22 protein-coding genes, 2 pseudogenes and 1 riboswitch are annotated in these 24,366 nt (G+C 41.6%); of the genes and pseudogenes, 17 read left to right on the top strand and 7 right to left on the bottom strand.

Translation table 11 applies throughout. The features are described from left to right. Window positions 1-141: 141 nt before the first annotated feature. From V7K56_RS01770 to V7K56_RS01750, 5 genes are all read left to right on the top strand, one after another. Window positions 142-387, top strand: coding sequence for an ABC transporter substrate-binding protein (locus V7K56_RS01770; protein ID WP_334907004.1), 246 nt, complete (start codon window positions 142-144; stop codon window positions 385-387). A 14-nt stretch (window positions 388-401) separates the two neighbouring features. Beyond that, window positions 402-929, top strand: a complete 528-nt coding sequence (locus tag V7K56_RS01765; protein WP_334907002.1) for an ABC transporter substrate-binding protein — start codon at window positions 402-404, stop codon at window positions 927-929. Continuing rightward, window positions 850-1,386 (top strand): hypothetical protein, encoded by a 537-nt coding sequence (locus tag V7K56_RS01760; RefSeq protein ID WP_334907000.1) that lies wholly within the window; start codon window positions 850-852, stop codon window positions 1,384-1,386. The genes V7K56_RS01765 and V7K56_RS01760 overlap by 80 nt, the downstream gene beginning before the upstream one ends. A gap of 50 nt (window positions 1,387-1,436) precedes the next feature. Continuing rightward, a complete protein-coding gene (locus V7K56_RS01755; protein ID WP_334907016.1) occupies window positions 1,437-2,297 on the top strand; it encodes an ABC transporter ATP-binding protein in 861 nt (286 codons plus the stop codon). A gap of 16 nt (window positions 2,298-2,313) precedes the next feature. Beyond that, a riboswitch (cyclic di-AMP (ydaO/yuaA leader) is annotated at window positions 2,314-2,552 on the top strand. Between the two features lie 200 nt (window positions 2,553-2,752). Then, window positions 2,753-3,373: a universal stress protein gene (locus V7K56_RS01750; protein WP_334907014.1), complete on the top strand. Its 621-nt coding sequence runs from the start codon at window positions 2,753-2,755 to the stop codon at window positions 3,371-3,373. Window positions 3,374-3,678: 305 nt separating this feature from the next. On the opposite strand, the gene V7K56_RS01745 is transcribed toward V7K56_RS01750, so the two are convergent. The 3 genes and pseudogenes from V7K56_RS01745 to V7K56_RS01735 all read right to left on the bottom strand — a co-directional run bounded on the left by V7K56_RS01745 (window position 3,679) and on the right by V7K56_RS01735 (window position 4,362). Continuing rightward, complete coding sequence (locus V7K56_RS01745) at window positions 3,679-3,888, bottom strand: high light inducible protein (protein ID WP_334906998.1); 210 nt, start codon at window positions 3,886-3,888, stop codon at window positions 3,679-3,681. A gap of 40 nt (window positions 3,889-3,928) precedes the next feature. Further along, on the bottom strand, window positions 3,929-4,141 hold the full coding sequence (locus V7K56_RS01740; protein ID WP_334906996.1) for a high light inducible protein: 213 nt from the start codon (window positions 4,139-4,141) through the stop codon (window positions 3,929-3,931). Window positions 4,142-4,181: 40 nt separating this feature from the next. Beyond that, a pseudogene (locus V7K56_RS01735) lies at window positions 4,182-4,362 on the bottom strand (high light inducible protein). A gap of 506 nt (window positions 4,363-4,868) precedes the next feature. Between V7K56_RS01735 and V7K56_RS01730 the strand changes: the two are divergent. The 4 genes and pseudogenes from V7K56_RS01730 to V7K56_RS36880 all read left to right on the top strand — a co-directional run. After that, window positions 4,869-7,982: an MFS transporter gene (locus tag V7K56_RS01730; RefSeq protein WP_334906994.1), complete on the top strand. Its 3,114-nt coding sequence runs from the start codon at window positions 4,869-4,871 to the stop codon at window positions 7,980-7,982. Between the two features lie 380 nt (window positions 7,983-8,362). After that, window positions 8,363-8,635 (top strand): hypothetical protein, encoded by a 273-nt coding sequence (locus tag V7K56_RS01725; RefSeq protein ID WP_334906992.1) that lies wholly within the window; start codon window positions 8,363-8,365, stop codon window positions 8,633-8,635. Between the two features lie 279 nt (window positions 8,636-8,914). Further along, window positions 8,915-9,157: a hypothetical protein gene (locus V7K56_RS01720; protein ID WP_334906990.1), complete on the top strand. Its 243-nt coding sequence runs from the start codon at window positions 8,915-8,917 to the stop codon at window positions 9,155-9,157. A gap of 261 nt (window positions 9,158-9,418) precedes the next feature. Then, window positions 9,419-9,552, top strand: a pseudogene (locus V7K56_RS36880) (IS982 family transposase); the annotation flags it as partial. Between the two features lie 2 nt (window positions 9,553-9,554). On the opposite strand, the gene V7K56_RS01715 reads toward V7K56_RS36880, so the two are convergent. Continuing rightward, window positions 9,555-10,355 (bottom strand): PhzF family phenazine biosynthesis protein, encoded by an 801-nt coding sequence (locus V7K56_RS01715; RefSeq protein ID WP_334906988.1) that lies wholly within the window; start codon window positions 10,353-10,355, stop codon window positions 9,555-9,557. Between the two features lie 133 nt (window positions 10,356-10,488). Here V7K56_RS01715 and V7K56_RS01710 point away from each other — a divergent pair, with 133 nt between their 5' ends. Together V7K56_RS01710 and V7K56_RS01705 are read left to right on the top strand one after the other, a co-directional pair. Further along, a complete protein-coding gene (locus tag V7K56_RS01710; RefSeq protein WP_334906986.1) occupies window positions 10,489-10,737 on the top strand; it encodes a hypothetical protein in 249 nt (82 codons plus the stop codon). A gap of 47 nt (window positions 10,738-10,784) precedes the next feature. Continuing rightward, complete coding sequence (locus tag V7K56_RS01705; protein ID WP_334906984.1) at window positions 10,785-12,167, top strand: aminopeptidase P family protein; 1,383 nt, start codon at window positions 10,785-10,787, stop codon at window positions 12,165-12,167. 118 nt (window positions 12,168-12,285) lie between these two features. Here V7K56_RS01705 and V7K56_RS01700 read toward each other — a convergent pair whose 3' ends face one another. Then, window positions 12,286-13,167 carry a shikimate dehydrogenase gene (locus V7K56_RS01700; RefSeq protein ID WP_334906982.1) on the bottom strand — a complete coding sequence of 294 codons (882 nt, stop codon included), beginning with the start codon at window positions 13,165-13,167 and terminating at the stop codon, window positions 12,286-12,288. A gap of 124 nt (window positions 13,168-13,291) precedes the next feature. On the opposite strand from V7K56_RS01700, the gene V7K56_RS01695 reads away from it, so the two are divergent. Next, entirely contained in the window at window positions 13,292-14,224 is a 933-nt protein-coding gene (locus V7K56_RS01695; RefSeq protein WP_334906980.1) for an alpha/beta fold hydrolase, read from the top strand. A gap of 1,010 nt (window positions 14,225-15,234) precedes the next feature. Here the strand turns inward: V7K56_RS01695 and V7K56_RS01690 are convergent. Further along, complete coding sequence (locus tag V7K56_RS01690) at window positions 15,235-16,194, bottom strand: aldo/keto reductase (RefSeq protein WP_334906978.1); 960 nt, start codon at window positions 16,192-16,194, stop codon at window positions 15,235-15,237. Window positions 16,195-16,279: 85 nt separating this feature from the next. Between V7K56_RS01690 and V7K56_RS01685 the strand changes: the two genes are divergently transcribed. The 3 genes from V7K56_RS01685 to V7K56_RS01675 all read left to right on the top strand — a co-directional run bounded on the left by V7K56_RS01685 (window position 16,280) and on the right by V7K56_RS01675 (window position 17,936). After that, window positions 16,280-16,873, top strand: a complete 594-nt coding sequence (locus tag V7K56_RS01685) for a DUF1802 family protein (RefSeq protein ID WP_334906976.1) — start codon at window positions 16,280-16,282, stop codon at window positions 16,871-16,873. Between the two features lie 163 nt (window positions 16,874-17,036). Next, the gene (locus V7K56_RS01680; RefSeq protein ID WP_334906974.1) at window positions 17,037-17,234 is read left to right on the top strand and encodes a hypothetical protein; all 198 of its coding nucleotides are present in this window, start codon (window positions 17,037-17,039) and stop codon (window positions 17,232-17,234) included. Window positions 17,235-17,672: 438 nt separating this feature from the next. Beyond that, a complete protein-coding gene (locus V7K56_RS01675; RefSeq protein WP_334906972.1) occupies window positions 17,673-17,936 on the top strand; it encodes a hypothetical protein in 264 nt (87 codons plus the stop codon). Between the two features lie 83 nt (window positions 17,937-18,019). Here V7K56_RS01675 and ggt read toward each other — a convergent pair whose 3' ends face one another. Beyond that, window positions 18,020-19,831 carry a gamma-glutamyltransferase gene (ggt, locus tag V7K56_RS01670; protein WP_334906970.1) on the bottom strand — a complete coding sequence of 604 codons (1,812 nt, stop codon included), beginning with the start codon at window positions 19,829-19,831 and terminating at the stop codon, window positions 18,020-18,022. A gap of 100 nt (window positions 19,832-19,931) precedes the next feature. On the opposite strand from ggt, the gene V7K56_RS01665 reads away from it, so the two are divergent. Then, the gene (locus V7K56_RS01665) at window positions 19,932-20,663 is read left to right on the top strand and encodes a phytochelatin synthase family protein (protein ID WP_334906968.1); all 732 of its coding nucleotides are present in this window, start codon (window positions 19,932-19,934) and stop codon (window positions 20,661-20,663) included. A gap of 764 nt (window positions 20,664-21,427) precedes the next feature. Beyond that, window positions 21,428-24,364, top strand: a complete 2,937-nt coding sequence (locus V7K56_RS01660) for a beta strand repeat-containing protein (RefSeq protein ID WP_334906966.1) — start codon at window positions 21,428-21,430, stop codon at window positions 24,362-24,364. The last annotated feature ends 2 nt before the right edge of the window (window positions 24,365-24,366 follow it).

Below are 24,366 nucleotides of genomic sequence, written 5' to 3'. Positions count from 1 at the left end.
GGTCTTTTTTCATCACCTGATTGACGTTTAGCATTTTTCTGTCTCATTCCAATCGCCAATCGTTACTTTACCTTATTAAGCGACAAGTCTATTATCTCAGGTATGGTTCAGTGCCGCTTCAGATGTATCCCACTCGTCTGATTGCAGCGACCGCCTGATTCATATTTTCATTCAGCAACGCCGAAAAAAGGCTTTTTCCGCAAATATGGTTTGAACGTCACACTTAACCGCGAAGCCAGTTGGGCTACTTCCCGCGACGGTTTAATATTTGGTCGTCTGGATGCTTCGCCTGTAGTATCCGGTGCCGTCACCAACGCTAGAATTGGTGCCGAAGGCACGCCACGCCCCCTTGTGTGCAGCCATGACTATCCATCGGTAACGCCATGACGATGAACAAAGCCATGTGGGATTTTGGGCTGCGTCCGTGGTATGAGTATCAAGAAAAATATGGTGATGGCGCCCTAGAAGCCTTTGGGCGTGATTTCCGAGGCTATTTTGACAAGCAACCGCCAGAAGGCAAAGTTTGGGCGGTTGTTTTGAGTTCAGCCATTTACGAATACTTTGTTCGCTATGTATCCGCCGCCGCTGGTGTTGATCCGCTTAAAGAGTTTCGTGCGATCATTGTTCCGCCACCCCAAATGGTAACAAACGTGCGGATTGGTGCAATGCAAGCTTACATGGTTGCAGAACCTTGGAATACACGAGCAATAACAGGTAACGAAAACATCGGCTTTACCTTTGTACAAAGTAAAGAAGTCTGGTTGGGACACCCAGATCGTTTATTGGGGGTGATGGAATCTTTCATTGACAAATATCCCAAAACCTATCGTTCCCCAGTTAAGGCGATGATTGAAGCTTGCCTGCAGCAAAGTAGAAAACCGTCAAGAAGTCGCCGAACTGCTTACAGAACGTTCCTTTACAGGTGCTAGACCCAAAAAGAAAGATGCTCCAATCGCGAAATTTACAGGTCCAGGAATTCTCGGCAACTATAACTATGGCGGTTTTGACGGCAAAGATCGCACTATCAAAGCCGCTGACACTACGATTTTCTTCGATATCCCTGACAATCTTCCTAAACAGCCAGGAGAAAACTCAACATTTTTATGGATATCCAGAAGTATCTGGTTGATGACACAAGCAGCGCGGTGGGGACAAATTCATAAATTCCCCAAAAATGCCGAGAAACTTGCCCAAAAAGGTTGGAGAACAGATTTATATCGGGAGATAGCATCGGAAATGGGAATTAAATGTCCCAAGGATGATTACAAGGTCGAACTACCAGAAGTATTTATAGATAAGAAAGGCTTCGACCCCAGCGATCCTATGGGTTATCTGAATAGTTTTGCCATCAGGGCTAACGCTCCCACTCGCTTTTTCATGTCTTAAATCCCAAGCTGAAATATTGATTGACTAAATTATTTGCGGAGCATTTGATGATGGAATATACCTCATTACCTATTAATACTCAGAACAAAGTTCTGCCCCGCCCTGGATTTTTAGAAATTGAAAATTTAGTCAAGTCTTATCCGACACCTGAGAAAGACAACTTTGTTGTCTTAGATGGAGTTAACCTGACGATTGGTGAAGATGAATATATTTCTGTAATTGGTCACTCAGGTTGTGGGAAATCAACTCTAGTAAAGATAGTAGCTGGTTTAGAAAAAGCAACTTCTGGCTCAGTCAGGCTAGATGGACAAGAAATTCGTCGGTCGGGAGCCGAAAGGATGATGGTATTTCAGAACTATTCGCTGTTACCTTGGTTAACAGTGCGAGAAAATATCCGTTTAGCCGTGGATGAAGTGTTAAAAAATGCTAATCGCTCTGAAAAAATCAGCATTGTAAATCAACACTTGGCAATGGTAAACTTGACGGCGGCGGCTGACAAATATCCCGATGAAATTTCTGGAGGTATGAAACAACGAGTAGGTATTGCCAGAGCCTTAGCAATTCGTCCCAAAATGTTGCTGATGGATGAGCCTTTTGGGGCACTAGATGCACTAACTCGTGGCAAATTAGAGCAGCAGGTATTGGATCTTTGGGAAAATAATCGTCAAGCAGTGATGATGATTACCCACGATGTAGACGAAGCAATTTATATGTCCGATCGCCTCGTCTTGATGACCAATGGCCCGGCTGCTAGTATCGGGGAGATTTTAGAAGTTCCTTTTGAGCGTCCGCGCGTTAGCGAAGCTCCTCTGAAAGAGGCTCGCGCCGCCATGCGAAATTCAAAAGAGTATTTTGAACTCCGCAACCATGCCTTAAATTTCCTCGATCAATATTTTGCTCAAGACGAGTAAATTAGATTATCATTTTTTTAGTGGGTAGCCTAATTCAAATTCATGAAAGCTGGATTTGGAACGGAGGAACCAATGTTTGGGGTTAATCTTGTAGAGAGCGGCAATTTTAGAGTAAAAAGTGAAGAATAATTAACTTTCAACTCAACACTCAGCACGAGCTAAACGCCCCGCAGAGAGCTAACAGCACTCCTAAGAGAGAGACACCTTCCAGTCTTAACCCGTCAGCTAACTCCGTAGGCAATGGAAGGAACCCCCAAGACCTTGGCTGTAATACAGTTATTATTGGGGTTTCCTTAACTGATTTTAAGATTTTAAATTTTGGTTATCGTCACTCAATCTAAAATGCAAAATCGTTTGACTGAGCGTAGCTGAAGTCTAAAATCTCAAATTGGTCGCCCTGCTTCTCATTGCTAATTCATTTCATAAGGAGAAGTAAAGCTGTGCAAATTAAGCCAATGTTAGCACGTCTGCAAAGTGCCACAGGTCGAGATGATTTAATTGAACAAATGGTACTGTTGCCAGAACCAAAAAAACCTTTTTCTAAACAACTTTTAAAGGCGAAAGCAGTTAATCTAATTGTTGCTTATGACGCATCTCCTAAGAGTCATACAGCATTAGATATTGCTTTTTGGATTGCCCATCAAACGCGTTTAGCCACTAATGCAGAAGTTACAGTCCAAGCTGTTTATGTGCTCAAAGATAATCAAAGTATTCAGTATCCAAATATCTTGAGTTTTCCACAACAACAGCCTTCATTGGAATGTCAAGTCAGTGAAGTATCAAAGTCTGTCACACAGGTATTAACTCAACCCAAATTACAGACAGCGATCGCTCCCCTACAACAAGCAGATATAATTCTCTGGCAAGCACGGAGTTTGGCTGAAGAATGGCAAGGTTCCTTCAAATCTCATCTGCGCTTTGGCTCCATTGCCACAGAACTTAACAAAGTTGTTGAATCAGAAGCTGCCGATATTCTGTTTCTAGGTTGTAACTCTGTCAATCACCCGATGATTAAGGCTTTAGGTTCTAACTTTCCCTGTGCTGTTTTGGGTATTCCCAGTTCTATTGATGAATAATAACTGTTTAAAATTTCAGTAATTTTTATCAAATTTTAATCATAGATAAGTCACCTAGTTTTAGGTGACTTATTTCGCTTCTATGCAACCAATTAAAGTTCAGGAGGTAGGCTATAGAAAACTGGCAAGCAATCCTCAGTGTTATGACATTTCTTGGCGATCCTATTTAGGAATAAGTTCTCGATTTTGGTTCTGCCTACCAAAACCGAGATTAGCGAGGAGTTAAGAATTGTCAGTAGAACGAGTTTCTTTAGTTGCCATTTTTTTCTCCGAAATCTAGTAGCGTTTTAGGTGTTTAATTTCTACTAACCAATCAGATGTAAAACGTCGCGCAGAACGCTATAGCCAGCTAAATCCCAAAGTAAATAAGCAAGAAAGCCGATAGCTGCCAAGCGACCATTCCAAATTTCGGCTTGGGGAGTCCAGCCAAACAAAAATGCATTGCGATCTACGCCGTTGTATTCGGGTGCAACAACTGGTAAATCAGTAGAAGAACGAGTTTCTTTAGTTGCCATTTTTTCTCCAAAATCTAGTAGCGTTTTAAGTGTTTAATTTCTAGTAGCCAATCAGATGTAAAACGTCGCGCAGAACGCTATAGCCAGCTAAATCCCAAAGTAAATAGGCAAGAAAGCCGATAGCTGCCAAGCGACCATTCCAAATTTCGGCTTGGGGAGTCCAGCCAAACAAAAATGCATTGCGATCTACGCCGTTGTATTCGGGTGCAACAACTGGTAAATCAGTAGAAGAACGAGTTTCTTTAGTTGCCATTTTTTCTCCAAAATCTAGTAGCGTTTTAAGTGTTTAATTTCTAGTAGCCAATCAGATGTAAAACGTCGCGCAGAACGCTATAGCCAGCTAAATCCCAAAGTAAATAGGCAGGGAAGCCAATGATTGCTAAACGACAGTTCCAGATTTCAGCTTGGGGAGTCCAGCCAAACAGAAAATCATTAGCGATCGCAACCATTACCTTCTGCTGCAATTATTGACAAATCTCTGTCTGGAAGAACAAGTTGCCATCTTCGTTATCCTTAACAATTCATTTGTTAACTTTAATGTAGCTATTAATAACTAAACTGCTTTCTGCCTGTAGGCACAAACTACAAGTACATAATCAGACAACATATTGGTGCGATAAATCCACCCTGAGAGAGTGATAAAAATCAAAATATAAAGAAATGTAAATTTTTAGTAATTAAACAATAATTGCAGAAAAATCAATCCTTGTGATTAAGCAATTAAAATTAAAAAGTGGCAGCCAATAATTAGCCAGCTTTTTAACTTCATATTGAACATTTTCACAGTTAGATAATAAAATTATATCTTTTGCTGGATATAGGTTTCAGCCTTTCGAGAGATGCTTTAAACAGCTCAAGTCTACGATTCTGAGCTAAACAGAGTTAGGTATTGCCATAGGTACAGACATAAATACATACTAAGAGTTGCTTCTCAAGAAATTCTTAATTCCCTAAATTAAAACTTAGTAGAAGGAAATCCAATGTTCCAAAGTACGGAAATTATGGTGGGACTCCATAAACCACTGTTGTGGTTAGCACAGGTTCCAGTAGAACGCTCAAACGTCACACCAGAACAAGCATCTGTTCTCATTTCCGGGCCGCGCTTTTTTGTGGCTTTAATCTCCGGTGTGATTCTTGCCTTTGCTTTCCAATTAGTTCTAACTAATCTCTCCCTTGCATTCGGTATTTCCTACCTGGGGCACTCATCTGACTCGGATTCGGATAATAGGGAAGTTGGAAGTTTGGGCGGCAGCATTCGCAAAATCGGCACAGCAGTAGGGATTTGGACATTAGCCACTGTAACGATCGCCTTATTAATCGCTTCTTTCCTGGCAGTAAAATTGAGCCTTGTCATTTCAGACCGAGGATTGGGAGCGATTCTCGGTTTAGTGATTTGGGGTGCTTACTTTTTGCTCCTAGTTTGGGTAAGTTCCACCACCGTAGGCTCCTTAATCGGCTCAGTTGTCAATACGGCAACATCTGGATTTCAGGCAATTATGGGGACTGCTACCGCTGCACTAGGCGCTAAAACTGTGAGTAACCAAGTGGTAGCCACAGCTGAAGCCGCCGCTGCTGCCGTCCGTCGAGAACTAGGAAGCGCCATCGACCCCGTGAGTATCCGGGAAAACATTGAAGATTACTTAGAAAAGATCCGTCCTCCAGAGCTAGATGTGTCAAAGATTCGGAGTGATTTTGAAAATTTACTCAACGATCCGCAATTAAAAGCGATCGCCGGGACTCCAGATATCCGCAACATCGACCGCCAAAAGTTTATCGAGTTAGTCAGCAGCCGCACCGATCTTTCCAAAAAAGATGTTAGCCGGATTGCTGATACCTTGTATAAAGTTTGGCAGCAAGTGGTAAATCAACAACCACCTACTCAAGACCGTTTGGGTGAGTTAATAGATTATCTAAAATCACTTCCACCAGGACAAAGCAAGACAGATGAACTCAATGCCAAGCTGGATCGGTTATTAGCAGAAAAGCGTGATTCCAAGGAATCTGACCAAAAAACCGCTAGCGGGCCAATTCAAAGTACACTCCAGCAAGGATTATCTGCCTTAAGCGCCATTGTGTTGGGACGCACAGATTTGTCTGATTTGGATGTGGAAAAAATCTTGGGTAGTCTCACTAGCGCTAAAGATAAAGTTACCGAACAGGCAGATAAGCTAGGGTTGCCAACACGATCACAAACCTATAGTCCAATTCGGGCTGATGTCGAAAACTACCTGTACAATACTTATGCTTGGCAACTAAGTCCAGAAAGAATTGCCCAGGAATTTCATGATGTTATCTATGACCCAGCAGCTGACCCTGGCATTGTCCGCAGGGAACTAGAACGACTATCCCGTAATGATTTCGTCAAAATTTTGCAACAACGGGGATTGCTTACCCAAGGTCAAATTCAGCGCATTGCAAATCAGCTAGAAACTGTCCGCCAACAAGTGTTGGTAACAGTGAAAGCTATTGAAGAAAGAGATATAGTCCAAGACTTGCAACGCGCAGTAGAAAGTTATCTGCTCATTACTCCGAAGGCAGATTTAACAGCCGAAGGCATTGAGCAGAATTTTAAACCACTGTTGGAAGACTCAGAGGCAGATTATGAAACCCTGACATTGCGACTAGCGCACCTTGACCGCCAAGAAATTCGGCAGATATTGCTACAACGTAACGATGTCCAGTTATATGAAGTAGATAGCATTGTCGATGAGTTGGAAAAACAACGCGATCGCGTCTTGGTAGAATCCAAAGGGCTAGCAGAACAGGCACAATATCAAGCAGAAACTCTGTGGCTAAATGTAGAATCATATCTGCGTAACACCGGAAAATCAGAACTGAATCCTGATGGCATCCGCGCCGACTTCAAAAAGTTACTAGAAGATCCTGAAGCTGGAATTAACTCAATTCGGGCACGCTTGTCTCGCTTTGACCGCGATACCTTAGTACAGTTGTTGAGTCAACGGCAAGATTTGAGTGAAGATCAAGTTAATCAAATCATCAATGCTACTGAGGAGTCCTGGTACAATATTCGCCACACACCCCAAATTGTAGTCGATAAAGCTAAAGAGCAATACGACTCTGTGACGACAACGATCGCAGATTATCTGCGGAATACTGGGAAACAAGAACTGAATCCAGAAGGTATTCAGCGAGATTTGACCAGATTGTTTGAAAATCCCAAAGAGGGAGCCGTCGCACTGCGCCGTCGGTTGTCGCAGGTAGACCGGGATACACTAGTGAAATTGCTCAGTCAACGCCAAGACTTGAGTGAAGAACAAGTCAATGAAATCATTGATTCCACCCAAAATTCGATTCGTAACTTTGTGCGTGCGCCTCGTCGCCTAGCTAGCCGCACACAGCAAAGAGTAGAAACATTCACAAATAATTTGGAAGAGTATTTGCGCCAAACTGGCAAAGAAGAACTCAACCCAGAGGGTATCAAACGCGACTTGCAATTATTATTGCACGATCCGCGAGTTGGCGTAGAAAGTCTTGGCGATCGCCTTGGACAGTTTGACCGTTCTACGATCATCGCCCTGCTGAAAATTCGGGAAGATATTTCTGATGAAGAAGCAGCGCGGATTGCCGATAATATAGTGTCCGTAAGGGATCAATTTGTTGAACAAGTGCGGAGCATCCAACGCGGCATTCAAGATGCAATTGATGGGGTTTTTGCCCGCATTCGTAACTATCTCAACTCCCTGGATCGCCCGGAACTTAACTATGATAGTATTAAGCGCGATATTCGCACAGTTTTTGACGATCCCCAAGCGGGTTTCGATGCCCTGCGTGATCGCTTGTCCTCCTTTGACCGTGATACCCTAGTGGCAATTATGAGTTCTCGTGAGGACATCTCCGAAGAAGATGCTAACCGGATCATCGACCAAATCGAACGGGCACGCAACACAGTATTGCAACGTGCAGAACGCCTACAGCAGGAAGCCCAACGTCGTTTAGAGCAGGTAAAGTATCAAGCACAGCGGCAAGCAGAAGAAACCCGCAAAGCCGCAGCTACAGCAGCGTGGTGGCTGTTTGCCACAGCATTCGTCTCCGCACTTTTCTCTGCATTGGGAGGAGCGATCGCTGTAGTTTAACAAGTTGTCTCCGCTAACTTTTCAGCCTCCCAGTATGGGGGGCTTTTCTATGTTTTGCAGACGTTACGAGTAGAGAGTAATACCAATTCTCTAAAATAAGGCAACAAATGTAAGCCGGAAAAGCCTTACTTGCATCTAAATTTCTCAGTTGCGTTAGCGCAGCGTCTCGTAGAGAGCGTCATTGCGAATTGGTATAGTGCTGCAAAATTTTTCAACATCTTTTATCCCTCTAATCTCAGCAATTAGATAGGTGTAAATAGATTTGCTTTATTGTTTTAATGTTATTAAATAACTTGCAATCAAATTTCAGTCTATTATTAATAAATATGCCTGTAATTTTTGCAAGTTAATAATTCTTACCTAAATAGCAATTTCAAACAATGGAAAATACATTAATTGATAAAACTTTCCGTGACAGCAATGGCAACATTGTTTTGGGTCAAATGCCAAACCCACCACTGATTCTTTGGATAGTTGCTAGTTTACTAACTCTAGTTTTTACAACTGGTAAAATCAATACAATGTTAGATTTTCTGGCAAATGGTTCCTTATTTACTTGGGCGTGGATGGAGCTATTTCAAGGCGTTAATTATTTTCGCAGAGCGCTAGGTCTTGCTGTATTAATCGGGATGATCGCATACAAAATCCAGTAAACATTCGTAATAAGTAACAAATAATACTAGTATAAGAGGAGTTCTAAACTCCCTTTTTTTGTCCAAAATTCAAAATGTGAATAAGGTCATACTGAAATTATGACTTTATTACACTGTGTTTTATTATTCAGCAATTTAAACTGAGAACAATACAGCAAATTAATTAATTCGTGTAACAAACAAAACTTACTGTAAAGTTAATCAGTAAGAACATCTGTTCACAAATTATTGATAAATGCTGTATAAAACTCAAGAAAATTAATTGATGGAGATTTGAATATGAAACACATTCTATTAGGTACATTACTTGCTCTGCCATTTGCAATTTCCTCCTTACCGTCACAAGCATCAGCAGCAGAAATCATTGTCAGACCCAATGTTCATAGAGCTGTTATTGTGCATAGACCTGGTGTTGCCCGATTTGAACGAAAGTTAATTCCTGCACATTGGGAAACAGTACGACGTGGTAACAGGTGGGTTAAAATCAAAGTTCCTGCTCGTTATGTAAATGTCAGAGTTTAGTATCTAAATAGAGGCTAACAACTATAGTTGAGTTGTTAGCCTCTGTTAGGTAAAATTTTTTGGCGTTGCATATTTGCGGGATGTTTTTTAATTTTTGCGAATTAATAAACCTAATTCCTTCGCGCACTTTACGTCTTCACGGTTCAATAATTCATCCCTGTTTTATGCAACGCCAATTTTTTGCTGAGTAAGATCTAAAAAGTATGTTACATCGATGTTAACGATCAACGGTACAAACGATTGTGATGTCCATTCTCAGCTATGTCCACAATTGTATCTCGCCTAGATGTAACCCAGATTTTCTGCGATATAGATGATTTCTGTTTGTCATGGGAGAGGATGTGGGAGTACCGCAGTTACCGTCAATGACTCGAGAGCGTCGCGGCACGCAGCGACATTATGCGGTAAATAACTCACCTCGCAGTACAGTTACCGCTTGTCCAGCGAGAAAGACGCGATCGCCCCCGTCATAATACACCTTCACGACTCCACCGCGGTTGGATGCTTGATAAGCCAAAAATTCATTTTTGTGCAAGCGATCGCGCCAGAAGGAAGCAAGACAGCAATGAGCCGCTCCTGTAACTGGGTCTTCATTAATACCTAATCCCGGTGCAAAGAAGCGAGAAACGAAATCATATTGAGAATCAAAGTCAGTGAGGCTGGTGACAATGATCTCAGAAATCGGTAACGTTTTAAGTAGTTGAAAATTGGGCTGTATTTGCCGTACTAATTCTTCAGATTCTAATTCTACTAGATAACCTAATGAATTGTGCAAGACAGATTTGTAGGGTACACCCAAAGCTTGCTTGAGTTCTGGAGGGGCGACTGTTGCTTGTGAGTGATTCACAGGAAAATCTAACTCAATCCACTCACCTTGCAACTTAGCAATCAGCACTCCGCTTTTGGTATAAAAACGTGCAACTTCATCAGGTGACAAATGTCCTTCTGACCAAAGTACATGGGCACTAGCTAAAGTTGCATGACCACAAAGCGGCACTTCCACCGTGGGCGTAAACCAACGCAGATTAAAGCCATCATCCTGTCTGACTAGAAAAGCTGTTTCAGATAAATTCATCTCCTGCGCTATGTTCTGCATCCAGCGCTCATCTTGAGGAGTAGACACAACACAGACAGCAGCAGGATTACCTGCAAAAGGTGTATTGGTAAAAGCATCAACTTGAGTAATGATTTGTCCCATTAGATAGAGTCACCTTGAAAGTTAGACAGCAATATATTAGGGGCATGGTATGCCGTGCCCCTACTTGTTTAATGAGAACCACTATATACAGTACCTTAGAAATTAGGAATACAATCTCCAAAAACTAGGGTCAATGTTAAAGCAAACCGAAAACGTGAGGATAAAAATCTTCAGAAGCATCTTTGCTGCTGTCAACTTAGCGCTAATTTCTGGAGGATTAGTCAGTTGTGTTGTTGAAGCCCCGCAACCAGTTACTCCCACTGAGCAACAAAAACCAGTCGTACAACCTACCCAGCAGCCTCAGCAGACAAAGCAAAAGGACAAAGATGACAATGATCGCAAGGATGATAAAAAAGATGACGATAAAGACGATAACGACTAAGTACAGGCAAAACTATCACCTTTATTCTTTTCTTTGAGTTTACATTTATGCTTATCCAACAAACTTCTACTTCCCTGGGCGATACTTTACGCCACCGACGGCAACAACTAGCCAACCTTATTGATTTTCCAGCAATTCTGTGGTCGGGTAGCAATAATCCGCGCAACTTTCCTGCCAATACCTTTCCATTTCGTGCTAACAGTCATTTCCTTTATTTCGCTGGACTGCCATTACCAAAGGCAGCAATTCGTCTAGAAGCAGGCAAACTAGAACTATTCATCGACGACCCCTCACCCAGCAGCGCCCTTTGGCATGGAGAAACACCAACGCGCGAAGAAATAGCCGAGAAGATTGGGGCGGATGTGGCTCGACCAATGGCAGAATTAGAGTCTTGGCTAGAAGATGCCGCTACACTTGCCGTCCAAGATGCTGCTACTTGGACGCAGCAATCGCAGCTATTAAATAGATGGGTTTTACCACAAAGTCTTCCCCAAGGAATTGACTTGGAGTTAGCTAAGGCGATTGTTTCTCTCCGCCTCACTCACGATGATGGTGCATTAACCGAGTTGCGAAAAGCTGCGGCTGTCACTGTCAAAGCCCACAAAGCTGGAATGGCAGTAACACCCCAAGCCAAACTAGAAGCTGAAGTTCGGGCAGCAATGGAAGGGGTAATTATTGCCCACAATATGACTACCTCTTACAACAGTATTGTCACTGTTCACGGTGAAGTTTTGCATAACGAGCAATATCACCATAGTTTGCAACCAGGTGACTTACTGCTTGCCGATGTTGGCGCTGAAACTGAGATGGGTTGGGCAGGTGATGTGACTCGCACTTTGCCAGTTTCGGGTAAATTTTCATCTACCCAAAGAGATATTTATAATGTGGTGTTGGCAGCCCATGATGCTTGTATTGCCAAAATCCAGCCTGGTGTAGAGTATGGGGATATTCATCTGCTAGCGTCTACAGCGATCGCTGAAGGTTTAGTAGAGTTAGGCATTTTACAAGGAAATCCCGAAGATTTAGTAGAAATGGATGCTCACGCGCTGTTTTTTCCTCATGGTATCGGCCATCTACTGGGTTTAGATGTGCATGATATGGAAGATTTGGGCGATTTAGCCGGGTATGAAGAAGGACGCCAAAGAAGCGATCGCTTTGGCTTAAGCTATCTCCGTTTAAATCGTCCCCTGCGTCCAGGAATGTTAGTCACAATTGAGCCTGGCTTTTATCAAGTATCAGCAATTTTAAATGATGCTAATGTGCGTTCAAAATATCAGAATGTGGTAAATTGGCAGCGTTTATCTGAATTTGCCGATGTGCGCGGAATCCGCATTGAGGATGATGTTTTAGTTACTACAAAAGGCAGCGAAGTTTTAACAGCCGCATTACCAAACGATGCCGATACTGTAGAAAATTTAGTCAATGGTTGAGTTTACGCTAAATTTTACCCCACCCTAACCCTCCCCTTGGAAAGGGGAGGGAACTAGATTTCTTGCTTCCCCTCTTTGCAAGGTGGGTAATAGCGAGATATGAAATCTGGTAGTTTTATCATTCCTCTAAACCCAAGTGATTTTGTAACGCTTGGTGCATCACTTCTACAGGCAAAGTTTCCTGCTGTAACCAGATTTTTAATGCTGCTACCCCTTGTTGGACTAGCATTTCTAATCCATTGATCGTAATTGCACCTTGTTTTTGTGCCTGCTCTAGAAATTGCGTTGGTTTAGGAATATATATTAAATCGTAAGCGATCGCACCTGTTGGTAAATTCGCGATTTCTTCTACACTCAAAGGCGATTCATCAACTTTGGGATACATGCCAATTGGAGTCGTATTTACCAGCAGATTTGCTTGGGGAATGAGCTTTGGTAATTTCTCCGATTGATGAACCTGGAATTTCTCAGCTAAAGGTGAATTGCTCCAACTATTGCGGAATTCTTCTAATTTCTGCATATTGCGCCCAACAACATAAATTTGAGCAAAACCTAGCTGAGTACAACCTGCTACAACTGCTCTGGCTGCACCACCATTGCCTAAAATTACCGCTACTTTTTGACTCCAATCTTGTTTGTATGTTGTCTGTAAAGGGGCGATAAATCCTTCTATATCTGTATTTGTACCTACCCATTGGTGATTTTGACGGCTAACAGTATTCACTGCTCCAATAGTTTGAGCCAAGGGTGTAACTTCTGAGAGTAGGGGGATGATTGCCTGTTTGTGAGGTATTGTCACATTAAAGCCGACAACCCCAACAGCAGCTAAACCTGCGATCGCCACTTTTAAATTTTGTGGTTCAATCGGAAAAGGAAGATAAATGTAATCTAATCCTAATTGTGCGATCGCAGCATTATGCATCACTGGCGACAGCGAATGCTCTACCGGATGTCCAATGACTCCTAATAGTTTAGTTTTACCTGTAATTTCTTTTGTCATTTGTCATTTGTCATTTGTCATTGGGCATGGGGGATTAGTCAATAACCAATAGCTATTCTTCCCCTGCTCCCTATTCCCCACCTAGCCTACAATTATTAAAAGCTCCTTAACATTTATTTAAATCATGCAGGCAACTACAGCCTCCTCTAAAACTCCAATTCCTGGCAAATATTGGCAGTGGCGTGGGCACAACGTTTATTACGTGCGTGCGGGAGAGAAACAAATGCAACGTCCGCCTTTGCTTTTAGTACATGGATTTGGTGCTTCTACAGACCACTGGCGCAAGAATATCACAGGATTGTGTCAAGATTTTGAAGTATTTGCGATCGACCTCTTGGGATTCGGGCGATCAGCCAAACCAAAATTGGAGTACAGTGGCGATTTGTGGCGCGATCAACTCCATGATTTTATCAGCGAAGTGATTGGTCAAAAAGCAGTATTAGCCGGTAATTCTCTTGGTGGTTATGCTTGCTTGTGTGTTGCGGCACAATGTCCCGACAGTGCAGCTGGTTTAGTCTTGCTCAATAGTGCCGGGCCTTTCAGTGAAAACCAGCCGACATCTGAACCGGAAGCTTTACAAAGCGAAATTCAGCCACCCAAAAAACCCTCTTCTTTAGAGAAACTTTTAGGTGACTCAGTTAAATGGATTTTTCAACAACCTTTAGCTCAGTTTGTATTATTTCAATATGTACGACAACGTTGGGTAATTCGCCAAACTTTAGAAAAGATATACCTTGATAAAAGTGCAGTTACAGACCAATTGGTAGAAGAAATTTATCGTCCTGCTTTTGATCCGGGTGCATTGGATGTATTTGTTTCAGTTTTTAGCAGTCCTCAAGGAGAAAAAGTTGATGTATTACTAAAGCAATTAACTTGTTCATTATTGATGTTATGGGGAGAAGCTGATCCGTGGATGAATGCTAGAGAACGTTCTCAAAAGTTTCGTCAATACTGTCCTCAACTCACAGAGCATTTCTTAATGGCAGGTCATTGTCCCCATGATGAACTACCCGATGGAGTAAATCAACTTTTACGCGATTGGGTTTTGTCTAAATAAGCGAACATGAATGATTTAAGGTTAGTAGTAAGCGGCTTCCGCTGCTTACTACTAATAAGCTTATTTAAAAACGTAGGATTTAATTTCTTGCTCTATTTGGTCGCTAAGAATTTCAGTTTCCATGCCAATTTTATCAAGATTAACCTTCACAAAATTTGTTTTGTCTTCTTTTGTAAACTTTTTATCATCATTCGAGTCTTTAAGAATTTTTAGAAAAATGATTGTTCTTTAATAATTAAATCGCCATATATAAGATTTGGTTGTGGCTTCGGTTTCTCAGTTGCTTTTGCCTGTTCTGCATTTCTACTAACAGAAGACTTACAGGAAAAAGAAAGGCAGCTACAATCATAACTGTAGTAATCTTATTTAAAAAGCGATAATTTATCATCAAATTCTCCTTGCAGGATATATTGCTGTCTTATTTTATTTCCTGCTGGAAAATTAGCTAGAGTCCATCCAATACGCTTGGGTTTGTGAAAAATTGTAGGTTGGGTTAAGCAAAGCTCAACCCAACAAAGTCCCACTGGCACTCGCTGCTGTACAGAGAAAATCATATTACAATAAAATACCAAAAACCTGGTCGAGGTTGACCAGGTTTTATTGAGTTTACAGGTTTCAAGTTTTAAACTAATTAACTAACTGAAGGTTAATAACTAGGGTGGACTGAAAAACTAACAAACTCAGCATTCTTGCGTTTTTCCGCTTTAGGATTTGGCTTTGCTTTCTACATTAGGCTTTTTGCCACTTCTATTACATTTGAACTGCTGAAATTTGCTTGGGTTGATGACAAGGGGACACTAAGTCATTAACCCTTTTTGTTTGGTTTTATTTCTTTTGGTGTCCTACTATCTAAATTATCACTTACATTTGTGAGTTACAACCCTTGGTTAACTAAAGTTGACGTTTTGTTAAATTTTGCAATATAAAATCAGAAATTTAATCCCCAACCCTGTTTTAAAGAAAGTTAAAGGTATTTTGTATAGATTAATCATAGTAACCAAACTGCATTGTCACCAATTCCACATAATCTGATTGTCATCTAGATGGTCAGTGACAATACGGCCAATAGCATCAATTTCTGCCAATTCGGCGGTAGAAAGCTTGATTTGGGCAGCTAATGCATTGTCTCGTGCTTGTTCGGGATAACGCCCTCCAGCGATCGCATTTGTTTGAAGTTGAGCAATTAACCAGGCTAAAGCTAATTGAGCAAGAGTACAATTATGAAGAAGGGCTATAGGACGCAGTTTTTCTAGCGCTTGTTGGGCACGTTCAAAGTTTTCGCCTTGAAACAGTTTATTTTTAGCACGGTTATCTGTTGGGTCAAATTTATGACCGAAAGCAAATCTTCCTGTTAACAACCCCTGAGCTAAAGGCGAATAAGCAAGGATAGAAATATTGTTTTTGATACAATAGGGCAATGCATTTTGTTCTACCTGTCTCCAGAATAAAGAATAGGGTGGTTGTAAACTATCAATACGTCCATAACTTGCTGCTTCTGCTAACTGGACGCCAGAAAAATTGGAAACACCGATCGCTCGAATTTTACCTTGCTTTTTGAGCAGGTTAAAAGCGCTCATAGTTTCTTCGATAGGTACTATTTCACTATTGAAACTGCCGGAAGGCCAATGAATTTGGTAAACGTCAATGTAATCAGTTTTTAAGTTTGTTAGGGAACTCTCACAAGCTTCAATGACTTGTTTATACTTAAGATGGTTAGCAGAAACTTTTGTGGCATATTCCACCTGATGGCGCACATCAGATAAAGCTTCAGCTACAATCTTTTCAGAGTGTCCTTGACCATAAGCTTCAGCAGTATCAATTGTTGTGATCCCAGCCTCAAATGCTGCTCGAATTGCTTTAATCGAGTCAGCATCCTCAATTCCCACCCACATTCTTTTACCAGCTTGCCAAGTTCCCATTAGAATGGGTGTGATTTTGACTTCACTTGTACCTAGCAATCGCTTTTCCATAACTGCTCCCTAATTCATTGCCTTGGACAGGTTCATACTTTATCAGTCTTAGCTTCAAATTAAATCAGAGTTACAGTAGATACCGATGGAATTGACTACAACTTTTCATGCTCTCAAAGAATGGGCAGTTGCCATAAATGCCTTAGAAAGTGGCAAAACAATTATGTTGCTCCGCAAAGGCGGAATCCACGAACGACATGGACATTTCCAAGTTGCCCACAAGCAAATTTTGCTTTACCCTACTTATGAACATCAACAAGCTTTTATGCTGAAAGCTGAATATGCCAATAATGTCTATCCAGTAACATCAGGCTGGCATCCTGAAACTGTTCGCATTGGCAGTTGGGCTGAAATTACAGATATTTTGCCCTGTAGTGACGAGTCTATTGTCAACAGCTTACTTCCCTTCCATATTTGGAACGAGCATTTTATTAGCGATCGCCTCAAATGGAAAGCACGTCAACCCCTTTATATTCTGCTTCTGCGGACATATAAACTACCGCAAGAGCAAGAAATTCCCTATTACGCTAAATACGCTGGCTGCAAGTCATGGATTGATTTAGATCGACAAATTGAGTTGCAAACAGCACAACCAGTTTTATCTAACTTTGCATACAGCCAAATAGTAGAGACAATTCGCCAGATTGTTGGCGATAAGTTGTATGTTCCATCCTTCTAATAACCGAAATTACTGTCTAGATACCCGATTTCTTGAAGAAATCGGGTATTTAAATATAGCTTAAGTAAGTGTTATTTCACCCTACAATTAATTTTATTTATACTCTAATATCAGGTTTGGTTAAACACTCAATAATATTTGTAGCGACTGTTTTAAAAGTCAAGTGATCGCTTTGTTTGTGGAGATTTATGAAAGCGATGCCTACGGCAGGCTACGCCTACGCACCTGTGTACTTGATCGCGGTGCGACAAAGTTTGAAGTACTCCAACACGACTTTGGAGTACCTCAAAACGACTTTGGAGTACCTCAACACGACTTCGAGGTATCTGTTGCTTATATAGCAGTCCTAAATAATTTTTGAGAATTTGAGATCGTTTTAACCCCCCTGTAGTCCCCCCTTACCAAGCTTTGACACGCTACTAAAGTTTTTCACAAAGCCAAGCGTATTGCTTTATAACTAACTTTTAGAATCTGCGCTTATATATCTAAGCAGAAAAACAAATAGTCCGATTGCGAGCCTCAGTTAAAACAGTAGTGATTGTTACACACGATCGCAAAAAACGCGGATAACATGAGAAAAATCTCACCCGATAAGCAAGGTGAGGCAAAGCTGTTTATCTTTACGTCCCGTTAGCAGCTGTCTTCCAGGCTATGAGTTGTTAAGCTATTTTCCCGCAGTGGATAGAACTTAATTACATTTTGTCTAAAGTATTAGGCAAAAAATTATCTTCAAAGGCGCTAATTAGCTTGACAAAAGTCACTTATTATGCATCATTACCTAAAAGCAAAGGAGTTTGCAATGCATCGACAAATGTGTTGGTTATCTAAGTCTGGTGGCGACGGAGAGAAAATTTTGTATTTGCAGACAGAACCCAATCAACCCTGGCGTCCCTACACAGCTTTTGGACATTTTGCAGTCCCAGATTATCAAATACCAGGTGGTTCTAAGGGCTGGGCAACTTATCAAAAACTTTTGAAAGCAGGTTGGACACTAGTACCTAGCGCACGAGCAAACGAGTTTGGCAGCAGCAGTTACACAGAGTCAACAATCCAAAATCAATAGTTATTGGTCATTGGTCATTTGTCATTTGTCATTGGTCATTAGTTGTTCTTTACGTCTCTGCGTCTCCCTAGTTTCTTACTCGCTCACAAACCTCTGGGGGAACCTTCACCGCGAGGATCGGCGGCTCCTTCTAAAGTTCCATCAGATGTAACAGCGATCGCGTTACTATTACCCCAAGGCGTAGTTTCCTTTATTTTGTGTCCCCGACGGCGTAAGTCTTGCATAGTCAAAGCATCCAAACCCCAGGATTCGACGCGCAACTCATCTGGAAGCCATTGATGATGTATGCGTGGAACAGAAACAGCCGCACCAACATCCATATTGTATTCCAGCATATTCAGGATCACTTGCAAAATCTGGGTGATGATTGTGCTACCACCAGGCGCACCTGTTGCCATGCGGAAATGACCATTTTCTGTGACAATTGTGGGAGTCATGCTGGATAAAGGAGTTTTACGGGGCGCAATCGCATTGGCATCGTTACCAACCAAACCAAAAGCATTAGGCACTCCTGGTGCAGAAGCAAAATCATCCATCTCATTGTTGAGGACAATTCCAGTTCTCGGTGTCACTACACCAGCACCAAAACCAAGGTTAATCGTAAAAGTTAGACTTACGACGTTGCGTTGTTCATCTACAACTGTAAGATGACTAGTTTGGGGAGATTCATGCCGACTTGCGTTTGTTTGTAGAGACTGAAGGGATGATGGAATGATATTTTCTCCCCATTTCTGACTATTAGCTTGACTGAAACGTTGTAGTGTCTCTTTGTCTACTGGCTTGACCTCGGTCGAGGGTCGAGCCACTTGCATGTTAATTTCTTGACGACGTTTTTTGGCGTAAGCTGGACTAAGTAGTTCTTGTATAGGGACTTTGACAAAATCAGGATCGCCTAAATATTCAGAGCGATCGGCATAAGCAATTTTCATTGCTTCTACCATTAAATGTATAGCATCGGGATGATGCCATCCCAAAGATTTCAAATCGGTGTCACCAATAATATTTAAAATCTGCAATAGATGAACCCCTCCCGATGAAGGTGGTGGCATTGAGCAAATTTTAGCTTTGCGAAAGTTGCTACAAACGGGAGTGCGCCAGATTGGTTTGTAAGCTTTCAGGTCTTCAAGAGTAATTAAACCACCATTTTTTACCATATCAGAAGCGATCGCCCGAGCAATACTTCCGGTGTAAAAACTTTGGGGATTTTCGGCAATTGCTGTTAAAGTGCGTGCCAAATCACGCTGCACCAGCTTTTCACCTGGTTGATAAAACTCACCATTGCGAGTAAAAATTTCCCGCGCTGCTGGATTGTTGAGAATTACTTGCTTGCGGTTTTCGTACTCTGGGAGCGAACGCCAAGTAATTTGAGGACTGAGGACAAAGCCATCTTTAGCAAGTGCGATCGCAGGTTTCATTACCTCTTGCCAAGAAAGCTTACCATAGCGACGATGCACTTCATAAAGTCCCGCCACTGTTCCTGGTGTCCCTACTGCCAAATAACCATTAATACTTGCATTCGGACGCACCTTTCCTTGAGCGTCAAGATACATATTTCTTGTAGCTTTCAGGGGTGCGCGTTCCCGGAAATCTAGCGCTTTCATGTCGCCAGTTTTTTCAGAGTGCATCAGTAAAAATCCGCCGCCACCGATTCCGGCTGAAAAAGGCTCAACTACAGAAATTGCAAAGGTTGTAGCTACGGCTGCATCCACTGCATTACCACCTTTGCGTAACATGGAAATTCCTGCCTCACTTGCTAGAGGATGGGCTGAAACCACCATTCCCTTCTTACTGCGTAAGGGTAAAGTTAAGGCGGCTGATGCCACTTGGCTGTAAAGTAAGATGGTGAAAGAAAAAATTACGCTCGTAACTCGCTTGGGTTTAGCAACAGTAAACATTTTTATCCCATTTCTCCGAAAATTTTATACTTATTTAGCATCTTGGTGTGAGATTATTAATACGATCTGATTTGAAAATTTTACAGTACTTATAAATGCTATGTTACAAAAAATAAGTAAAACATTTTTCAAAGCTTTAACCATTGGATTATGTATATCTAGTGGAAGCGTTCTCTCTCAAACATTACCGCTTTCCTCTAACTTAATAGGTTTTAATACCCCTGAAGGTGAAAGATTTTTAGTTGAGAGTAAATCAAAAGAAGATTTTTTTCCACTGAGTATGCAATTCATCACTCAAAATAATCAGGCATATTGTGGTGTTGCTAGTATGGTTATGGTACTGAATAGTCTAAAAATTCCAGCACCAGAAGCACCGCAGTACAAGCCATATCGAGTATTTACTCAAGAAAACTTTTTTAGCAATGATAATACCAAAAAAGTCCTAACTCCTGAAGCTGTGTCTCGCGAAGGTATGACTCTAGATCAGTTAGGTCAATTTCTAGCTAGCTATGGCGTTAAAGTTAACGTTTACCACGCTGCCGATACTACTTTAGAGCAGTTCCGCAAACAAGCAGCAGAAAATTTAAAACAACCGCAAAACTTTATTTTAGTAAACTATTTACGCAGAGAAATTGGTCAAGAGAAAGGCGGACATATTTCCCCTGTAGCAGCATATAATGAGCAAACAGATAGATTTTTAATTCTTGATGTTTCTCGTTACAAATATCCACCAGTGTGGGTAAAAACAACAGATTTATGGAAAGCAATGCTGACAAATGATCCCTCATCAAAGAAGAGCCGTGGCTTTGTATTTGTAAGCAAAAGCCTTTAATTTAATAATTTGTTAATTAAATTTATGAATCCTGCGATCGCTTATCCTCGATGTAATGCGATCACCAATATCTAATTAAGCTAAAACTTAAGCTAAAACCCTTTTCAAATCTCGTTTCCATCCTCTGGCTGGAAATGCACATCATTGCAGCAGAGCCGCAAATCTTGAGGCGGAGCCTCTAGGACGGCATTTCCAGTCTCCGACGGGGAACGAGACAAACCAGACAACGAGACAATATCTAAAAGCTGGTTCTAGGCTGGCTTTCACATTAAAGTTGACACCAATACTCTCTTACCCCTCCCCACTTGAACGATTATAAATATAAAGAGTATGCAAAGATTTTTGGAAAAGATAGACATCTAAGTAAATATTCGGTATTTAGTTATTGTTGGGTTATTTTGATGTTTCCTATTTTCTAGATAGAAATTCAAGGGCGATTGCCGACAACAAATGCATAAAGATTTCCTGTTTTATGCTGTCTCAAGTGTTCCCTTCTTTGAACAGGGTAAAACTTATGCATTGACAAACCAACTAAATTTTGTGTAGTGCCTAAGACTTAAATAATCCTCAATACTGGGATAAGTAATGTTTCCAGGTGAATTAAAGGGAAATCTTTAATGAACAATTTGCAACTCTATCTAAAGAGTGAATAAAGTTTCCTGAAAGCTTCAACTTTTGGTACATTATTTGTGCGCTCAAACAGCACTAACTCGATTATTGACAACTAAAGTTACTCTAAAAATCGATTCAATCAGGAAAAACTTATGGCAATTATTATTGGAACCAGCGATAACGACACCCTACGGGGCACTTTAGATTACTACGATCACTATGACACCCTAACTGGTGGCGGTGGCAACGATATATTTTTTGACAGCGACTCAAACTATATTAATACGATTACCGATTTCGATGGGGTAGGTAAAGGAACAAACCCAACAGCAGCAGTCATTACCGAAGTGGATACCCTAAGTTTCCAGAACAATAGTGGTTTTACTGCCCAAAACTTGCTCTTTACCCAGAATGGCAATAATCTGGAAATCAGCTTTCAAGGGTTTGGTAAATACAAATTCATCCTGGAAAACTTTGCCCTGTCCAACCTTGATAACCTAAGCTTATCCACTGGAGCCAGCGTAGATTTGGGCAATATTCTGTTTTATGGGCAAACTACGATCATCGATAGCTTTGATGTATTCGATGCCAACTCCACCCAAAGCACTGTTTTTAGAAAAAACACAGTCACATTTTTAAACGAACTCGACAACAATGTAAGTGGATTTGACAATTCCAATGATGTCATTAATGGTCAGGGAGGTAATGACATTATTGAAGGTTTAAGTGGCAATGACATATTGAGGGGTGGCGCGGGCAATAATACCCTCAATGGTGGTGTTGGTGATGATACTTTGTATGCTGACTCACCCTCAAGTAATAATCTGCTTAATGGTGGCGATGGCAATGATTTTCTCTCCACCTCTGGCAGCGACGAATACAACACCTACGCACCAGAATACAACGATCGTTCTTTAGGCAATAATACCCTCAACGGTGGTGCTGGTGATGATACTTTAAATGCTAGCGGTTCATTAGGTAATAACCTCTTAGATGGGGGCGATGGCAATGATTCTCTCTCCATCTCTGGGTTTGAAAGTAGTGAGGAGTATACAGCGTCTAACTCTCGCTCAGATGGCGATAACACCCTCAATGGTGGTGCTGGTGATGATACCTTAAGCGCTAGTGGTTCAAATGGCGATAACCTGCTTAATGGTGGCGATGGCAATGATTTTCTAGATATTTCTGGCTATATTTACCGATATACTGACTCCTACTTCGACTCCCGCTCATCTGGCAAGAACCTCCTTTCTGGGGGCGATGGCAATGATACTCTAACAGCTTCTGGTGCCACTGGTAATAACACCCTCAACGGTGGTAATGGTGATGATAGCCTTACAGGCGGTGGTGGTAAGGATAGTCTTACAGGCGGCGGTGGTAAGGATAAATTTGTTTACAAAGGCTTAAGTAACGACACGATTAATAATGGCACTCATACAATCGCCGATTTTACTGGAGTAGGTAAAGGAACAAACCCCACAGCAGCAGTCATAGCCAAAGTGGATACTCTGATATTTCAGGACAATAGTGGCTTCACTGCCGACAATTTGCTCCTCACCCAGAATGGCACAAGTTTGTCAATCAGCTTTCAAGGGTATGGTAATACCAGATTTATCCTGGAAAACTTTGCCCTGGAAAACTTGGATAACCTAAGCTTATCTACTGGAGCCACTGTAGATTTGGGCAATATTCTGTTTTATGGGCAAACTACGCTCACCGACAGCTTTGATGTTTTCGATGCCAACTCCACCCAAAGCACTGTCTTTAAAAAAAACACAGTCACCTTCCTAAACGACCTCGATAACAATGTTAGTGGATTTGACAATTCCAATGATGTGATCAATGGTCAAGGAGGTGATGACATTATTGAAGGCTTAAGTGGCAATGACATTTTGAGGGGTAGCAATGGCAATGATACTCTCAACGGTGGCGATGGCAATGATACTCTCGATGGTGGCGATGGCAATAATACCGTCAATGGCGGGAATGGCGATGATTCTTTAAATTTCTACTCCCTATCTACATCAGTGACTCAAACAGTAGACGGGGGAACAGGTAACGACACCTTGTCTTTGAGTTATAGCAGTGCTACCACCGGAATTACTTCGACTTTTGATCCGACTACTAACATTACAGAAATTTCGACAACGGCGGACACAACAGTGTTTAGCTACAAGAATATCGAACAATTGAATATCACAGGTACAAACTACGATGATTATCTTTTGGGAAGCAATGGTAATGATACGCTCCGCCCAGGCAATGGTAACGATACAATAGATGGCGGCGCTGGTGAAGATTTATTGGATATTAGTTTTTCAAAAGGGAATCACCTCCTCAATGGAGGCGATGGCAATGATTCTTTACAAGCCCGGAGTAATATTTACGACGAATTCGGAAATTACATTGGAAGTAGCGCCTCTGGCGATAACACCCTCAACGGTGGTGCTGGTAACGATATATTGGATATTTACGGTTCAGCAGACGATAATCTATTAGATGGGGGCAATGGTAATGATTCTCTGACAGCCAATAATACCTCAGGTAATAACACCCTCATCGGTGGTGTTGGTGACGATACATTGGAGATTTACGGTTCAAGTGCCAACATCTTAGATGGGGGCGATGGTAATGATTCGCTGATAACCTCTGGTGCCATTGGTAATAACACCCTCGAAGGTGGCAATGGAGATGATACCCTCAGAGGTGGCAGTGGCGATGCTATCCTCATCGGTGGCAAGGGTAATGATCGGCTGTTTGGAGAAGGTGGTACTGATACTTTTGTTTTTAATAGTTTTGATGAAGGTCTCGATTTGATACGTGACTTCGGTGCGATTAATGAACCTAATGAAATAATTCAAGTGTCGGCTGCTGGTTTTGGTGGCGGTTTATCAGCAGGTGTACTTCAGGCAAATCAGTTTACACTTGGAGAATCTGCAACTACTAGCAGCCAGCGATTTATTTATAACTCCACTACAGGTGCATTGTTCTTTGACTCTGATGGTAGTGCAGGCGCATTTACTCAGGTACAATTTGCCGGATTATCTCCTGGGTTGTCACTCACGAACAACAATTTTGTGGTTGTTTAATC

This window comes from Nostoc sp., from assembly GCF_036917535.1.
In the GTDB taxonomy this organism is placed as follows: Bacteria; Cyanobacteriota; Cyanobacteriia; order Cyanobacteriales; family Nostocaceae; genus Nostoc.
This window is presented reverse-complemented; position numbering and strand designations above follow the sequence as displayed.

What these genes read in the sequence shown, in the direction of transcription:
- V7K56_RS01765 (WP_334907002.1), top strand. Translation starts at nt 402, where the DNA reads ATGTGGGATTTTGGGCTGCGTCCGTGGTATGAGTATCAAGAAAAATAT.
- V7K56_RS01755 (WP_334907016.1), top strand. Translation starts at nt 1,437, where the DNA reads ATGGAATATACCTCATTACCTATTAATACTCAGAACAAAGTTCTGCCC.
- V7K56_RS01750 (WP_334907014.1), top strand. Translation starts at nt 2,753, where the DNA reads ATGTTAGCACGTCTGCAAAGTGCCACAGGTCGAGATGATTTAATTGAA.
- V7K56_RS01745 (WP_334906998.1), bottom strand. Translation starts at nt 3,888, where the DNA reads ATGGCAACTAAAGAAACTCGTTCTTCTACTGATTTACCAGTTGTTGCA.
- V7K56_RS01740 (WP_334906996.1), bottom strand. Translation starts at nt 4,141, where the DNA reads ATGGCAACTAAAGAAACTCGTTCTTCTACTGATTTACCAGTTGTTGCA.
- V7K56_RS01730 (WP_334906994.1), top strand. Translation starts at nt 4,869, where the DNA reads ATGTTCCAAAGTACGGAAATTATGGTGGGACTCCATAAACCACTGTTG.
- V7K56_RS01725 (WP_334906992.1), top strand. Translation starts at nt 8,363, where the DNA reads ATGGAAAATACATTAATTGATAAAACTTTCCGTGACAGCAATGGCAAC.
- V7K56_RS01720 (WP_334906990.1), top strand. Translation starts at nt 8,915, where the DNA reads ATGAAACACATTCTATTAGGTACATTACTTGCTCTGCCATTTGCAATT.
- V7K56_RS01715 (WP_334906988.1), bottom strand. Translation starts at nt 10,355, where the DNA reads ATGGGACAAATCATTACTCAAGTTGATGCTTTTACCAATACACCTTTT.
- V7K56_RS01710 (WP_334906986.1), top strand. Translation starts at nt 10,489, where the DNA reads ATGTTAAAGCAAACCGAAAACGTGAGGATAAAAATCTTCAGAAGCATC.
- V7K56_RS01705 (WP_334906984.1), top strand. Translation starts at nt 10,785, where the DNA reads ATGCTTATCCAACAAACTTCTACTTCCCTGGGCGATACTTTACGCCAC.
- V7K56_RS01700 (WP_334906982.1), bottom strand. Translation starts at nt 13,167, where the DNA reads ATGACAAAAGAAATTACAGGTAAAACTAAACTATTAGGAGTCATTGGA.
- V7K56_RS01695 (WP_334906980.1), top strand. Translation starts at nt 13,292, where the DNA reads ATGCAGGCAACTACAGCCTCCTCTAAAACTCCAATTCCTGGCAAATAT.
- V7K56_RS01690 (WP_334906978.1), bottom strand. Translation starts at nt 16,194, where the DNA reads ATGGAAAAGCGATTGCTAGGTACAAGTGAAGTCAAAATCACACCCATT.
- V7K56_RS01685 (WP_334906976.1), top strand. Translation starts at nt 16,280, where the DNA reads ATGGAATTGACTACAACTTTTCATGCTCTCAAAGAATGGGCAGTTGCC.
- V7K56_RS01675 (WP_334906972.1), top strand. Translation starts at nt 17,673, where the DNA reads ATGCATCGACAAATGTGTTGGTTATCTAAGTCTGGTGGCGACGGAGAG.
- ggt (WP_334906970.1), bottom strand. Translation starts at nt 19,831, where the DNA reads ATGTTTACTGTTGCTAAACCCAAGCGAGTTACGAGCGTAATTTTTTCT.
- V7K56_RS01665 (WP_334906968.1), top strand. Translation starts at nt 19,932, where the DNA reads ATGTTACAAAAAATAAGTAAAACATTTTTCAAAGCTTTAACCATTGGA.
- V7K56_RS01660 (WP_334906966.1), top strand. Translation starts at nt 21,428, where the DNA reads ATGGCAATTATTATTGGAACCAGCGATAACGACACCCTACGGGGCACT.